Consider the following 15,070-nt stretch of genomic DNA (forward strand, 5'->3'; position numbering starts at 1 on the left):
CTGGCCCTGGGGGAGGGCCGGGTCCCACTATTCCTTTCTTCCTTCTTTTTTCCTTTTTTGTAACATTTTCATTTGGCAATTTGTAACATTTTCACTTGGTAATAACAATTCATTGACAAAATATTTTAAATGGGTATAATTTTGTAAATGGCTATAATAAGTATAGGAAATAAAATAAAAAAATTAAGAGAAAATAGAGGAATACATTTAAGAACTCTTGCAGAAAGGGTTGGGGTTTCACCTTCTTTTATTTCCCAACTTGAAAATAATAAAACATCTCCGTCGCTTGTAACATTAAAAAATATAGCAGATGCACTTGGAACAACAGTATCTTTTTTAATTGGAGATGAAAAAAAAGAAACAGAAACACCTGTGATGAAGAAGGAAGAATGGATTTTTCAACAAATGGGAGAAGGTATTAAAATGTTTTATCTCACTTTTCCCGACCCTTATAAACAAATTGAACCACTTTTGTTTGTAATGGAAAAAGGGGCAAGTTCTGGTGAAAACGTTTATCAACATTTTGGACAAGAGTTTGTGATGGTTTTAAATGGAAAACTTGAAGTTACATTGGCAGAAAAGAAATATGTAATTCATAGTGGAGATACTATTTATTTTAATTCATATATTCCACATAAGTTTAAAAATGTTCATAAGGGAGTTACAAAAGTTGTATGGGTAGATAATCCACCCACATTTTAATTTTTTTTGACTTTTTGTTAAGTATATATTAAAATATTAAATGAAAATTAAAAGGAGGTAAAAAATGGAAGAATTATTGATTAGTAAAACAAAGGGTTTGACAGAAGAGATAGAGTATTTTGCTAATGAGATTATAGGCATGAAAGATACGGATAAGATGCTTAAAAGAATTGGCGATGAAATGAAATATCAGAATTATGATTATGTTGAGGAAAAAGAAAAAATGGTTTGTGGGGAAATAAGCGGAATTAAAAAGGAAGGTAGTTTTTACTTAATATCTGATTTAGGACAGGGAATTGAAGCAAATGGTATTCATAATGGAGTTATTACATCCATTTTTGTTGGGGCTCTTATTAAGAGATGTTTATTGCCTTTAAGGAATGATTTGAATGTTATTATTTCTGATGAGGAAATTGAAAAATTATTTCAAAAAATTTCCTATAAAGGTGCAAAAGGAATAATAATTTGCAAGCCAACAAATTATCAAATTTATAAAATCAACAAAGAAAAAGATAATTATGAGAAGTTAAATGGTTATTATTCTTTTGTTCACACATTGGTTTCTACTCTGGAAGAAGAAAGATATGAGACAGTTTTGAGAGAAAAAGAAATGCCAGTGACAACAACAATTCCTATTGTTGAATTTGGTGGAGATGATACTTTTGAGATAGGGAAAATAGAAAAAACAATTTATATAATTACAAAGGTAGTAATAAGATGTGTTGGATTTCCTTTGTTTGGATGGTCCGCAGATGAAATATAAAACTAAAATATTGGTTTTAAATTGTGGGAGTTCTTCACTTAAATTTAAGGTTATTTCTTTTCCTGAGGAGATAGAGATTGTTTCAGGCGAAGCAGAAAAAGTTGGGGTTAAAAGTACTACCTCATCAAGAATTAAAATGAGAATAGAAAATGATACTTATGAGATTAAAGAAAATTTACCGGACCATTTTTCTGCGTTTAAAACAGTTGTAAATTATCTTCAGGGGAAAATTAACTTTGATATAATTGGACATAGGTATGTTCACCCTGGTAATGAAAAAAAGCATTCTTTAATTATAAATGAGGAGTCAATCAGATATTTAGAAAGCACACTCCATTTTGCTCCTCTTCATAATCCAGTTTCTTTTTCAATGATAAAATTTTCTCAAGAAATTTTTCCTGATATACCTCAATATGCTGTTTTTGATATATCTTTCCATAATACAATTCAACCAGAATTTTCTACATATGCTTTACCATTAGAACTCTCACAAAAATATAATATAAAAAGATATGGGTTTCATGGGATTTCCCATCAGTATGTTATGGAAGAGGCATTGAAATTCTTAAATGTAGAAAAGGAAAAAGTAAAAATTATAAGTGCACATTTAGGAACAGGTGGTTCAAGTTTATGTGCTATTAAAAATGGAGAATCAATACACAATACTATGGGTTTTACTCCTCTTGAAGGATTAATAATGAATACTCGTTCAGGTGATATAGACATAGGAATTGTTCTTTACATAATGTTTTTAAAAAAGTTCACTCCAGACCAGATGGATAACATTTTAAATAAACAAAGCGGATTGGCAGGTATTTATAAAGAAACATCAGATTTAAGAGAAATTGCAAGTCGTGTTAATGATGATGGAAGGGCTGAAAAAGCATTTGATATGTATGTCAGAAGAATAAAAAAATATATTGGCTTTTATTTTTTAATTTTAGAAGGTTTTAATGTTTTAATTTTTACAGATACTCTTGGAGTGGAAGTTCCTTTATTAAGAGAAAAGATATGCGATGAAATGGATTTTCTTGGTATTAAATTAGATAAGGAAAAGAATAAAAATTCTACTGATTATTGTTTAAAAGATATTTCAGCAGATGGGTCAAAAGTTAAAATTCTTGTTGTTCCAACAAATGAAGAATTGATGATTGCAAGAGAAATTTATAGGGGAATAAAATGATACTTTTATTAAATCCGTCTATATATAAAATTGAAATTACTGGTTCTGATGATAAAAGTAATTCATATGAAATTGAGGAGATAAAAAAACTTTCTTTATACAAAGACAAAACTGAGGCAATTAGTATCAGAATTCTCTGGGGTGGTGAATTTTTAAGAAATAAGGGACTTATTGATAATAACTTTATAGAAAAATATAAAGGACTAATAACTTTTTTTCCAGTATATGTCCCGAGAATAGAGAAAATTCTTAAATATCTTCTTGAAAATTTTCAAGATATACCCATTATTCCATTTTTTGAAGATAAATTTTTTCTTAATTTACCGGTTGAAGAAAAATATTACGGAATTAATTCTTTCAGAATAGGGAGAATGAAAATTCGTAAAAGAGGTTTTCATGGAATTTTTCATGAATTTGTGTCTGAAAAATTTTCTTCATATAAAAAAATTATATCAATTGTCTTAGATAAAAAAACAACAATCTGTGGAATTAAAAATAGGAAGCCACAATTGATAAGTATTGGATTTACTCCTCTTGAGGGTATAATGGGGAAAACAAGTTCAGGTGACTTAGACCCTGGAATTGTTTTTTATATGATGAAAGAATTAGGATATTCAATTTTTGAAGTAGATAACATTTTAAAGAAAAAAAGTGGTTTCTATGGGTTAACAAGATACAATAGAGATATAAACGAAATTTATAAAAATTTTTATAAAAAGGATGAAAAAGTTAATTTTGCCTTTAAAATTTATAAAAAGCAGATAATAAAATATATAGGAGAAGCAATTTCTGTTTTGGATGGAGTTGATGCAATTGTGTTTTCTGGCGAATATGTAAAAGAAATGATATCATTTATATATGAAATAATTTCTGAAATTTCATTTATTGGAATTAAATTGGGAAAAATTAGTAAATTTTCAGATAATATAGGTATAATATCTATAGAAAAAATTCCAGTATTTTTAAACTTTTATACAGATAAAGAAATTATTTTTTATCAGACAGAAAAAGTTTTAAAAAATTTTGTTTAGCACCCCCTTTTTCCTCATGTAGAACCCTGTTCTCAAATGAGAACAGGGTTCTACGCTATCAACTGAAAACCCAAATTTAAAATCTGTTAAAATAGAATTGTTTTTTATGGAAAAGATAAAATCGGGGGAGAGGGATTTGAACCCTCGACCTCAGCGTCCCGAACGCTGCGCGCTAAACCGGACTGCGCTACCCCCCGTTTTCTCCAGACCTGGTATGGAGAAAAATGTGCCCAGCCAGATTTGAACTGGCAACTTCCAGGTCCGCAGCCTGGCGTTCTATCCAGTTGAACTATGGGCACTTTTTATTTATAAAGATAATTTCCATAAATATCAATCCCAACTATTGCAGGAAAATTTTCAACTTCTACTTTATAAATACCTTCTGCCCCTAATTCTTCAAAAGCAATAAGTTCTATTTTTCTTACAAATTTTGATAAATATGCTCCACAGCCACCAAAGGTAATTAAATATATTGCTTTATATTTTCTACATGCATTTATAACTTCTTTGTTTCTGCTCCCTTTTCCCATTGTTCCTTTAAGTCCTATTTTATATAGGAGAGGAGTAAAAGTATCCATTCTACTACTTGTTGTCGGACCAAAAGAACCGACTATTTTCCCCGGTGGTGCAGGAGTTGGACCAACATAATAAATAAGATTGTGATTAAGAGTAAATGGTAAATTTTTATTTTCTTCTATTAACTTAAAAATTTTTTTATGTGCTGCATCTCTACAGGTATAAAATATTCCATTAAGAAATATAAAATCCCCAATTTTTAAGTTCGCTAATTTTTTTTCATCTACTGGAAAGAATATTTTTTTCATAATTCAAGTTTCTCAACTCTATGAGCCCAGCATGAAATACAAACACTAACTGGCAGTCCAGCAATATGTGTTGGATGTGTTTCAATCTTTAAATCAAGGGCTGTTGTTTTTCCACCAAAACCGCCTGCCCCTATTTTTAGTTTATTTATTTTTTTCATAATTTCTAATTCCCAATTTCTATACTTACTTTTTTCTCCAATTTTTAAAAGAGATATTTTTGCCAGTAAAGGAGACATTTCAAAAGTCCCGCCAATTCCAACTCCAACAAAAATTGGAGGACAAGGCAAAGAGCCTGCCTGTTTTATTGTATCAACTATAAAATTTTCAATTCCTTCTTTTCCATCAGCAACATTTAACATTTTCATCTTACATGTATTTTCAGAACCAAATCCCTTTGCCATTATAGTAATTTTTAATTTATTTTCTTTGCCTTCAAAAAAATGTATTACACAAGGAGTATTATATCCAGTAAAATTCCTATCAATTGGCTCAACAACAGAATTTCTCAAATATCCTTTTTTACTCCCATCTTCAATACCAAAATTTATTATATCTATTAAAGAAGGAAATGGTCCTTTTTCAATTTTTACATTAGAACCAATTTCAACAAAAACTACAGGATATCCTGTATCCTGACATAAAGGCAATTTTTCTTTTTTTGATATTTTTATATTTTCAAGGACTATTTTAAGATATTTTTTTGAAAGTCCATTTCTCTCCTGGTAATATGCTTTTTTTAAATATTCCTCAATATTTTTTGAAACTCCATAGTTAATATCTATTATTAAATTTGATACTTCTTTTATAATCTGTTTATATGAGATTTTTTTCATTTTCCCACCATATTTTGTCAATATCGCTATGGAAATCAAGAGTTGTGTTAATATAAAAATTTAACTTATTTAAAATATCTTTATGAATACTTTTTATTATTTTTATTTTATCAAAGTCCAGAGTATCAAACATCCTCATTATTTTAAGAACAGGAAATGAAATTCTGACTGGATTTATATCTTTTTTATTACAATTTCTACAAATAATTCCACCTAATTTCCCGCTAAAAAAGTACATTTTATCTTCTTTATTACAGGAAATACACTTTTCTAAATGAAAACCATATCCAAGAGATTTTATGAATTTTGTTTTAAAAAAAGTTAAAACAATTTCAGGATTACTTGCTTTTTCTAAATAATTACCAATTTCTAATGTTAATTGTAAAATTTTGTTATCCTGTAAATTTTCTGGTGTAAAAATATCTAAGAGGTTAAGTATATAGAACCAGACATTTGAATTCTTTTTCTCTTTTATTTCAAAATTGTTCAACAGGCTCGGAGAACTAAAAAGATTTAATTCACCTTTCTTTTTGTAAATCAATGTAAAAATATGAGAGCCGGGCTGAAATGTTAAAGGTGCTATTTTGCTTTTTTCACTTCTTACTCCTTTCAAAACACCTTTAATTTTTCCCATGTTTTCAGTATAAATACTTAGTATTACACTTGTTTCTCTAAAATCAAATTTTTTTAAAACAATTCCTTCACTCTTTATTGGTGGCATTTTCAGCAAATCCCGCAGAAATCATAATTTTAAATCCTTCTTCAACTGAGATATTAAGTTTTTCAACCATTTTTTCTGGAACAAGAACATAAAAACCAGTAGTTATATTTGGGACAGTTGGAACAAATATACTTAAAAACTTTTCTTCTTTTATCAGTTGTGATTCGCCAGTAATAAAACCAACTGTATAACTTCCATCAAAAAATTTTATTTTTGCAACTCCTTTAAAAATTTGCTCTTTTTTACTTGTAACACTCTGAACAATACTTTTAATAAAATTATAAATTCTATTTAAAACAGGGACTTTTTCAAAAATAACTTCAATTCTTCTTAAAAGTTTCTTTCCAATGAAATTTTGAGTAAGAAAGCCAATAAAAAGAATGATTAAAATAAGCGAGAAAAAGCCAATTCCTGGGGTATATATATGCGGGGAAAATTTTTTTAATAAATTGCCTATAATTCCATCTAAAAAGACAATTATTTTATATAAAATCCATATTGAAAGAGAAATTGGTATTATAAAAACAAGCCCTGAAATAAAATATTTTCTTAGTTTTCCCATTTTATCTCCAGAACACTTGAAAAATCAATATTGTTAAAAGAATCCCAATAATTCCTCCTATAATTACTTCATTTACCTTATGTATTTTTTTACTTATTCTACTTTCTGCAACCCATATTGCTAAAATTAACACAAGAAAAGATATTATAGGGAATTCTTTAAAAGTTAAAATAGAAATTGTTGTCCAGATGCTAAAAGCAATACCTGAGTGAATACTTGGCATTCCTCCTGAAAGAGAAAATTCCTTTTCAATTGAAAATTTTAGTAAAATAGCAAGAGAAATGACAATTACAAGTGCTATAAAAGTAATATGCCATTGAGAATTTGCAATATTTTCAAATATATTTCTCCAACCAGATGGAAAATATTTCACAAAAATTAAATATCCACCAATAAAAGAAAAAAAGGAAGCTACAAGAACAGAGGAAGCAGCAATGTCTTTTATTTTCTTTATTTCCTTATGATTTTCTATTGTAAACAGATTTGAAAAATTCTCAATTGATGTATTTATAATTTCTGCTCCAAAAACAAGTGAAATAAATATAAGAATAATTAAAAATTCACTAAGTGGGATTTTCAAAAATAAACTTCCTGTTATAACACAAATTGCAATGAAAATATGTATTTTAAAATTTCTCTCTGTTTTTAAAGCATAAAAAAATCCTTCAATTGCTGAATTGAAACTACTTAAAATATCATGATTTTTTTTATTCTCTTTCATTATTCCCTTTTATAAAAGGCACGCAAATTTTTGTGTTTATTATTATATCATTTTTACCTGGTGTTTTGAAGTTTTTTAAATATTTGATCCTGGAATTTTTTCATATTCTCAAATTCCTCTTTTTTGTAGTCCCTGTACCCTTTTAAATGTAAAAATCCATGAATTATAAGATATAAAATTTCTTCTTCATTTGTGTAATTATATATAACAGAGTTTTCTTTTGCCTTTTCTATTGAAATAATTATTTCACCATGATTTTTTGAAATTTTAAATGACATAACATCTGTTGGAAAGGGTCTACCAAGAAATTTTTTATTTAGTTTAATTATTTTTCTATTACTGACAAAAACAATAGATATGTTATATGGAGGCCCTGATAAAATTTTTGATAATTTCTCTGTTTTTTCTTTAATCTGGTCAAGATTTATCTTTGCTTTTTTTTGATTGTTTATAATCTCAAATTTAACTTCTCTTTTTTTCTTTATAATGTTTTTCGTATGCATTTATTATATCTTTAACAAGTAAGTGTCTTACAACATCTTCATGAGAGAAGTAGACAAATTTAATTCCCTTTATATTAGAAAGGATTGTTTGGATTTCTACTAACCCTGATGTCAGGGAAGTTAATGGAATATCAATTTGTGTAATATCTCCTGTTATAACTGCCTTTGAATTAAGCCCAAGGCGAGTAAGAAACATTTTCATCTGTTCAAAAGTTGTATTTTGTGCTTCATCTAAAATTATAAATGAATTACTTAAACTTCTACCTCGCATATAAGCAAGTGGAACTACTTCTATTATTTTTCTCTCTGTCCATCTTTTTAATTCTTCATATTTCATAATGTCATAAAGAGCATCATATACTGGCTGTAAATATGGTTTTATTTTTTCTTCAAGGTCACCAGGTAAAAAACCCAATCTTTCTCCTGCTTCAAGGGCTGGTCTTGTAAGAACAAGTCGTTGATATTTTCCTTCCTTTACACCTTCAATTCCACATGCAACAGCAAGATATGTTTTTCCAGTTCCTGCTGGACCTATTCCAATCACAAGGTCATAATTCTTTATACTTTTTATATATTCTTTTTGATTTTCACTTTTTGGAACAACTATTTTTTTCTTTGAATTCAAATGAATAGTAAAGTCATCTTTTTTTTCTTCTTGTTTCTCTGCTTTTTCACCAATTAGTTTTAGAATTTCTTCTTTTTCTATAACTTTTTTGTTTCTAACATACTTTTTAAGTATTTCAAAAATTTCAATTGCTTTTTCAACTTTTTCTTTTTCACCTTTTATTTTGACAGAATTACCACGCCCAATAATTTCAACATCAAGCAATTTTTCAAGTAATTTAAGATTTTTATCCATTTGCCCATAGATTATCTGGGCTTGTCCGAAGGATCCTGTAGATTCATTAGAGAAATTTATTTCTTTTATTTCTTCCATTTAAGGAATGATTATATTTGTCCCAGGTATAAGTACATTTGGATTTTTTATAACTTTTTTGTTTTTCTCATATATTTGTTGCCATTTGCTTGAATTTCCATAAAATTTTTTTGCTATTTCTGAAAGAGTGTCTCCCTTTTTAATGGTATATGTGTTTTGAGTTTTTGGTTCTTCCATTATAATTGGCTCTTCTTCTGGCTTCATTACCATTGTTGCTCTTAATCTATTTATTTCTGCTATTGTTTGATTAGCAACTGAAATTGATTTATCGCTTGATTTATTTGCTGCATCTATTGCATCATTTGCTGCTTTAATTGCCTTATTTGCTGTCTGGTCAGCATATTCAATTGCCTTATTTGCTGCATCAATTGCTTTTTTTGTTTCTTCTTCAGTAAATTTTCTTGCTTCATTTGCTGCTGCAATTGCTTTGTTTGCTGCTTCTAATGCTTTATCAGATGTGCTGTTTGCTTGATTACTTGTTTCAAGGGCCTGTTTTGCCATTTCTTCTGACTTTTTACTTATTTCTAAACTTGTTTCTGCAATTGCAAGTGTCTGTTTAAGTTTCATATCAATAATTTCATCTCTTGTAGGTTCTTTTTCTTGTTTTTTTTGAACCCCTGCACAACCGGTAAGCAGAAATAAAATTAAAATTAAATAAAATTTCCTCATATTATCTCCTTTTTAATATTATTGAATACTTTTTATCTTTCAGTTAAATCCTTTCTCACTTCCCTTTTATAAATAAAAAATGGAGAAATTTTTTCTTCTTTTCTCATAACTTACTACTTTCTACTTTTCAAGCAACGCAGTCAATTGAACGCTTACAATATATCATTCATCTGTTTCTATGTCAATATGTATTTTATTTTCTTTAAGAAGTTGTGGGTCAACATCTGAAGGTGCCTGTGTAAGAGGGCATACGCCTTTTTGTGTTTTGGGAAATGCAATTGTTTCTCTTATACTTTCTTCTCCAACTAAAATCATAATAAGTCGGTCAATCCCAAAAGCAATTCCTCCATGAGGTGGTGCCCCAAAATCAAGTGCCTGTAATAAAAATCCAAATCTCTCATTATAAATATTCTCTTCAATTCCGATAATTTTGAAAATTTTTTCCTGTAAGTCCTTTTTATGAATTCTTATACTTCCGCCACCTATTTCAATTCCATTCAAAACAAGGTCATAAGCAAGAGATTTTACTTTCAATGGTTCTTTTTCAAGAAGAGAAATATCATCTTGTCTTGGAGAGGTAAACGGATGATGAACTGGTTGAATTCTCTTTTCATCAGAGTTATATTCAAAAAGTGGAAAATCAACTACCCAGACAAAATCAAGACATTTCTTTTTTTTATCATCAATTTTTTCCTTTATATTTTCTTTTAATTGAAATAGCATCTCTTCAGTATTCCTTTTTTCTCCAGCAAGGAAAAATAACAATGTATTTTCACTTTCTGGATAAATTGATTTTAATTTTTTGAGCATTTCTTCTGAAAGAAATTTTTTAAAAGGACTTTGTATTTCATCTTTTTTAAACCTTATCCAGCCAAGTCCACTACATCCCTTTTCTTTAACAAAATTTGTAAAATTATCAATATCTTTTAATGAGATATTTTCCCCCTTTTTAACAAAAAATCCTTTTATAATTCCCCCTTCCTCAATTACTTTCTCAAAAATTTTGAGCCCACTTCCTTTAAATATTTCCGTTAAGTTAAAAAATTTCATTTCATCTTTCAGGTCTGGTTTATCTGTTCCATAAACAGACATTGCTTCTTCATAAGTTATTATAGGAAATGGCACTTTTAATTCAATCCCGAATGTTTTTTCAATGGAATGTTTAAGCATTTTTTCAGTTATTCCCATTATATCTTTTTCTTCAATAAATGACATTTCAATATCTATTTGAGTAAATTCTGGTTGTCTATCAGCACGCATATCTTCATCTCTGAAACATCTTGCAATTTGAAAATATTTATCCATACCCCCTATCATAAGAATTTGTTTAAAGAGTTGAGGGGACTGCGGAAGAGCATAAAATTTTCCAGGATTTAATCTTGATGGAACAATAAAGTCCCTTGCTCCTTCGGGAGTGCTTTTAGTCAAAACAGGTGTTTCAATTTCAATAAATCCATCATTTACAAGAAATTGCCTTATATTATTTGCAAAAAAAGACCTCTTTATAAGATTTTCTTTGATTTTTTGTCTTCTGAGGTCAATGTATCTATATTTCAGGCGAATGTTATCTCCAATTTCTATGTATTCGGAGACCTCAAAAGGAAGTGCCTTGCATTTGTTTAAAATTGTTAAATTTTTAAGTTTTATTTCAATTTCTCCTGTTGGAATTTTAGGATTTATTGTTTCTTCTGGCCTTTTGACAACATCCCCTTCAATTTTAATTACCCATTCTTCCCTTATTTCCTTAATTTTTTCCCATATATCTTTATTTAGCACTTCTGGTGAACATAAAATTTGTGTAATACCATATCTATCTCTTAAATCAATAAATGTAATTCCTCCGTGGTCCCTAAATGAGTTAACCCACCCACATAATATTACTTCTTCTCCTAAATTTTTAATATTTAGTTGTCCACATGTATAAGTTCTTAGCATTTTATTTTTTCCTTTATTTCATTTACTATGTCTTTTTCATTTATTAAAAATTGCGTCCCATTTTCCATATCTTTAAGTATTATTTGATTATTTTGAATTTCATTTTCTCCAATTATTATACACCATTTTTTCTTTTCTCTATTAAGTATTTTTAAATGTGAACTTAAATCTCTATCCTCAAAGTCAAAAACAATTTTTATATTGTGTTCTCTTAGGATACTTAAATTTTTAACACCCCATAATTTTGCCTTTTCCCCAATAAAAATACAATAAATTGGTTCTTCTAATTTAACCTGTTTTATATATGGAATAATTCTTTCTATTCCAATTGCAAATCCAACTGCTGGTATATTAGGTCCTCCTAATTGTTGAACAAGATTATCATACCTGCCACCACCTGCTACTGCACTTTCTCCATTTTCAACAAATGCCTCAAAGACAGTTTTTGTATAGTAATCAAGACCTCTTACAAGATTTTTATCAATTTTAAAATTGATGTTTATATCATTAAGATATTCAATAACCTTTTCAAAATGTATTTTACAATCATCACATAAAATATCCAATACAGAAGGGGCATTTTTTGAAATTTCCTTACAATTTCTATTTTTACAATCAAGAACTCTTAATGGATTTTTCTCCAATCGGACTTTGCAATCATCACAAATTTGTTCTTTGAAATTCTGAAAATAATTTTTTAGTTTTTCAGAGTACATTATTTTACAATTTAAACATCCAAGAGAATTTATAGAAAAATAATAATTTTCTATATTAACTTTTTTAAAAATAGATGACAATAAATTTATAATTTCTCCATCAAAATATGCGTTTCCACCACCAAATAATTCTACTCCAAAATGATAAAACTGCCTATATCTATCTTTTTGAGGCCTATCATATCTGAACATAGGTCCATAATAGTAAAGTCGTGAAATTTTTTCTTTTAAATATATCTGGTTTTCAATATATGCTCTTACAACAGGGGTAGTTCCCTCTGGTCTTAAAGCAATGTCCCTTCCTTTTCTATCTTTGAAACAATATATTTCTTTTGAAATAATATCTGTTTCTTCACCAACTCCTTTTTCAAAAAGTCCTTTTTCTTCAACGACAGGCACTTTTATCTCTTCAAAACCAAAAAGTTCAGATATCTGTCTACCTTCTTTCTCAAATAAATTCCATTTCTTACTTTCATCAGGCAAAATATCATGCATTCCACGAACTCTTTTATATTTTCCCATTTTTTCCTTTCTCTTATTTATGATATAATTTACCACAAAATTTTATGTTGACAAAAATATTTATTGTTGTATAATTATAGAGATAAGTAAAGGAGAAATAAATGTTAGATACAGAAGAAAAAATAAAATTAGTAAAAGAATATGGAAGACATGAAAAGGATACTGGGTCCCCAGAAGTTCAAATTGCTTTATTAACAAATAGGATTGAGGCGTTAAGCAAGCATTTTGAGAAACATAAAAAAGATACAAATTCAAGAAGGGGCTTTTTAAAACTTATTGGAAGAAGAAGGCGTCTTTTGAGATATTTACAGATGACTGACCCTGAAAAATACCAAGAAGTTATCAAAAAATTGAATATTAGAAGATAAAAATGGAAAAGAAAATTACAATACCTTGTGGGAATACCCCAATAATAATTGAATTAAATAAAGTTGCAAAACAAAGTAATGGTTCATCTTTTGTAAGATGTGGTGATACTGTTGTCTTAACAACTGTTGTTTGTGCAGAAGAAGAAAAAGAAGATGTTGATTTTTTTCCTCTTGTATGTGATTACAGAGAACAAACATCCGCAGCAGGTAAAATTCCTGGTGGATTTTTCAAAAGAGAAGGGAAACCAACAGAAAGAGAAGTTCTTATTAGCCGACTGATAGATAGGTCAATAAGACCGCTTTTCCCTTCTGACTATTACAGAGATATTCAGGTTGTTTCTTTTGTCCTATCCGCTGATTCAGAAAATGATACCGATATTCTTTCAATAATTGGTGCTGCATTTGCATTAAGTAGTTCAAACATAGACATTAAAAAAAATATTTTTGGTGTAAAAGTTGGTATGATTGATAATAAATTTGTTATTAATCCAACAATCAGTCAGTTAGAAAAAAGTCCTCTTTCTTTAATAATTGTTGGAACAGAGGAATCAGTAATTATGTTAGAAGGACAGGGCAATCAAATAAGTGAAAATGATTTTTTAAATGCTGTTGAGTTTGGGATGGAAAATATTAAAAAATTTGTGAAATATGTAGATGAAGTAAAAGGAGAAAAAGAGGAAATTAAAAAAAATAATTTTGATGAGACAATAGATATAGAAAATATTTCTTCTTTTCTTGATAATAAATTAAAAGACATATTTAATTACCCTGAAAAGAAAAGCAGAAGTTTGTTTTATAAATCCATAGAAGGTGAACTACTTGAAAAATATCCAGAAGAACAAAAGAAAGAAGTAAAAAAAATTTTTGAATGCTTATTAAGGGAGAAAGTCAGAAAAATAATACTTGAGACAGGAAAAAGGTTAGATGGAAGAGGTAAAGAGGAAATTAGACCAATAGAATGCGAAGTTGGACTCCTGCCAAGAAATCATGGTTCTGCCCTTTTTACAAGGGGGCAAACACAATGTTTGGCATCTTTGACACTTGGAACAAGTGCAGATGAACAAATTATTGACGGGCTTTATGAAGAAACAACAAAAAGATTTATGCTACACTATAATTTTCCTCCTTTTTCTGTTGGAGAGGTTTCTCCATTAAGAGCACCTTCAAGAAGAGAAATCGGGCATGGCAATTTAGCGGAAAGGTCACTTCTTCCACTTATTCCTGATGAAAAAACATTCCCATATACAATAAGAATAGTTGCAAATATACTTGAATCAAATGGGTCTTCTTCAATGGCAACTGTTTGTGCTGGTTCCCTTGCGTTAATGGATGCAGGTGTGCCATTTGAAAAACATATTGGAGGAGTTGCATTGGGTATGATTAAAGAAGGAGATAAACACATAATTCTAACAGATATTCAGGGAGAAGAAGACCATTTTGGAGACCTTGACCTTAAAATAGCAGGAAGTCAGGATGGCATAACTGGTTTTCAAATGGATGTGAAGACAGATGAATTTTCTCTTGATATTTTAAAACAGGCTGTCTTACAATCAAGAAAGGCACGACTTGAAATTCTTGAGAAAATGTATAAAACAATTTCTGCTCCCAGAGAAAATATTTCACCTTATGCTCCAAAAATATACAATATCTCAGTTTCTCCTGATAAAATAGGGCTTGTAATTGGTTCAGGAGGTAAAACAATTAAAAAAATTATTGAAGAAACAGGGGCAGATATTGATATCCAGGATGACGGAAATATAAGAATTTACTCATCAGATATAAACGCATGTAAAAAAGCAGCAGCAGAAATAAAAAAAATAACAAAAGGACCTGAGGTGGGAGATGTATTTGATGGAGTTGTAACAAAGGTCTTGCCATTTGGTGCAATAGTTAAAATTTCTTCAAATCAGGAAGGGCTTGTTCATATTTCAGAAATAGAGTCGTATAGAATAAAAAAAGTTGATGATGTTCTTAAAGTTGGCTCAAAAGTTAGAGTAAAAGTTATTGGAGTTGATGAACAGGGAAGGGTTGTTTTAAGTAGAAAACAAGCACTCAAAGATAAAAAAGAAAAATGATTTTT

16 protein-coding genes and 2 tRNA genes are annotated in these 15,070 nt (G+C 28.9%); 6 read left to right on the plus strand and 12 right to left on the minus strand.

Features of this window, described 5'->3' with window-relative positions; all coding sequences use genetic code 11:
- The first annotated feature begins 147 nt into the window (after positions 1–147).
- The 4 genes from PLW95_03950 to PLW95_03965 all read left to right on the plus strand — a co-directional run bounded on the left by PLW95_03950 (position 148) and on the right by PLW95_03965 (position 3,679).
- Positions 148–702, plus strand: a complete 555-nt coding sequence (locus PLW95_03950) for a helix-turn-helix domain-containing protein (protein HOV21817.1) — start codon at positions 148–150, stop codon at positions 700–702.
- 64 nt (positions 703–766) lie between these two features.
- Positions 767–1,465, plus strand: a complete 699-nt coding sequence (locus PLW95_03955; GenBank protein ID HOV21818.1) for a hypothetical protein — start codon at positions 767–769, stop codon at positions 1,463–1,465.
- Positions 1,455–2,648, plus strand: a complete 1,194-nt coding sequence (locus PLW95_03960; GenBank protein HOV21819.1) for an acetate/propionate family kinase — start codon at positions 1,455–1,457, stop codon at positions 2,646–2,648. The genes PLW95_03955 and PLW95_03960 overlap by 11 nt, the downstream gene beginning before the upstream one ends.
- A complete protein-coding gene (locus PLW95_03965; protein HOV21820.1) occupies positions 2,645–3,679 on the plus strand; it encodes a hypothetical protein in 1,035 nt (344 codons plus the stop codon). Before PLW95_03960 ends, PLW95_03965 begins: the two co-directional genes overlap by 4 nt.
- A gap of 121 nt (positions 3,680–3,800) precedes the next feature.
- On the opposite strand, the gene PLW95_03970 is transcribed toward PLW95_03965, so the two are convergent.
- The 12 genes from PLW95_03970 to hisS form a co-directional block, all read right to left on the minus strand.
- Positions 3,801–3,876 (minus strand) — tRNA-Pro (locus tag PLW95_03970).
- A 28-nt stretch (positions 3,877–3,904) separates the two neighbouring features.
- Positions 3,905–3,978 (minus strand) — tRNA-Arg (locus PLW95_03975).
- Between the two features lie 3 nt (positions 3,979–3,981).
- Positions 3,982–4,506 (minus strand): FumA C-terminus/TtdB family hydratase beta subunit, encoded by a 525-nt coding sequence (locus tag PLW95_03980; protein HOV21821.1) that lies wholly within the window; start codon positions 4,504–4,506, stop codon positions 3,982–3,984.
- Positions 4,500–5,336 carry a fumarate hydratase gene (locus PLW95_03985; GenBank protein ID HOV21822.1) on the minus strand — a complete coding sequence of 279 codons (837 nt, stop codon included), beginning with the start codon at positions 5,334–5,336 and terminating at the stop codon, positions 4,500–4,502. The genes PLW95_03980 and PLW95_03985 overlap by 7 nt, the downstream gene beginning before the upstream one ends.
- The gene (gene recO / locus PLW95_03990; protein ID HOV21823.1) at positions 5,317–6,057 is read right to left on the minus strand and encodes a DNA repair protein RecO; all 741 of its coding nucleotides are present in this window, start codon (positions 6,055–6,057) and stop codon (positions 5,317–5,319) included. The genes PLW95_03985 and recO overlap by 20 nt, the downstream gene beginning before the upstream one ends.
- Positions 6,038–6,619 (minus strand): DUF502 domain-containing protein, encoded by a 582-nt coding sequence (locus PLW95_03995; protein ID HOV21824.1) that lies wholly within the window; start codon positions 6,617–6,619, stop codon positions 6,038–6,040. The genes recO and PLW95_03995 overlap by 20 nt, the downstream gene beginning before the upstream one ends.
- Position 6,620: 1 nt before the next feature.
- Entirely contained in the window at positions 6,621–7,340 is a 720-nt protein-coding gene (locus PLW95_04000; GenBank protein ID HOV21825.1) for a diacylglycerol kinase, read from the minus strand.
- A 53-nt stretch (positions 7,341–7,393) separates the two neighbouring features.
- Positions 7,394–7,843 carry an rRNA maturation RNase YbeY gene (ybeY, locus tag PLW95_04005; protein HOV21826.1) on the minus strand — a complete coding sequence of 150 codons (450 nt, stop codon included), beginning with the start codon at positions 7,841–7,843 and terminating at the stop codon, positions 7,394–7,396.
- Positions 7,803–8,780: a PhoH family protein gene (locus PLW95_04010; protein ID HOV21827.1), complete on the minus strand. Its 978-nt coding sequence runs from the start codon at positions 8,778–8,780 to the stop codon at positions 7,803–7,805. The genes ybeY and PLW95_04010 overlap by 41 nt, the downstream gene beginning before the upstream one ends.
- Positions 8,781–9,449: a LysM peptidoglycan-binding domain-containing protein gene (locus PLW95_04015; GenBank protein ID HOV21828.1), complete on the minus strand. Its 669-nt coding sequence runs from the start codon at positions 9,447–9,449 to the stop codon at positions 8,781–8,783.
- Positions 9,450–9,611: 162 nt separating this feature from the next.
- The gene (aspS, locus tag PLW95_04020; GenBank protein HOV21829.1) at positions 9,612–11,384 is read right to left on the minus strand and encodes an aspartate--tRNA ligase; all 1,773 of its coding nucleotides are present in this window, start codon (positions 11,382–11,384) and stop codon (positions 9,612–9,614) included.
- Positions 11,378–12,622, minus strand: a complete 1,245-nt coding sequence (hisS, locus tag PLW95_04025; protein HOV21830.1) for a histidine--tRNA ligase — start codon at positions 12,620–12,622, stop codon at positions 11,378–11,380. Before hisS ends, aspS begins: the two co-directional genes overlap by 7 nt.
- Before the next feature lie 101 nt (positions 12,623–12,723).
- On the opposite strand from hisS, the gene rpsO reads away from it, so the two are divergent.
- Positions 12,724–12,990: a 30S ribosomal protein S15 gene (rpsO, locus tag PLW95_04030; GenBank protein ID HOV21831.1), complete on the plus strand. Its 267-nt coding sequence runs from the start codon at positions 12,724–12,726 to the stop codon at positions 12,988–12,990.
- Positions 12,991–12,992: 2 nt separating this feature from the next.
- Positions 12,993–15,065 carry a polyribonucleotide nucleotidyltransferase gene (locus PLW95_04035; GenBank protein HOV21832.1) on the plus strand — a complete coding sequence of 691 codons (2,073 nt, stop codon included), beginning with the start codon at positions 12,993–12,995 and terminating at the stop codon, positions 15,063–15,065.
- The last annotated feature ends 5 nt before the right edge of the window (positions 15,066–15,070 follow it).

The organism is bacterium (assembly GCA_035370465.1).
GTDB lineage: Bacteria > Ratteibacteria > UBA8468 > B48-G9 > JAFGKM01 > JAGGVW01.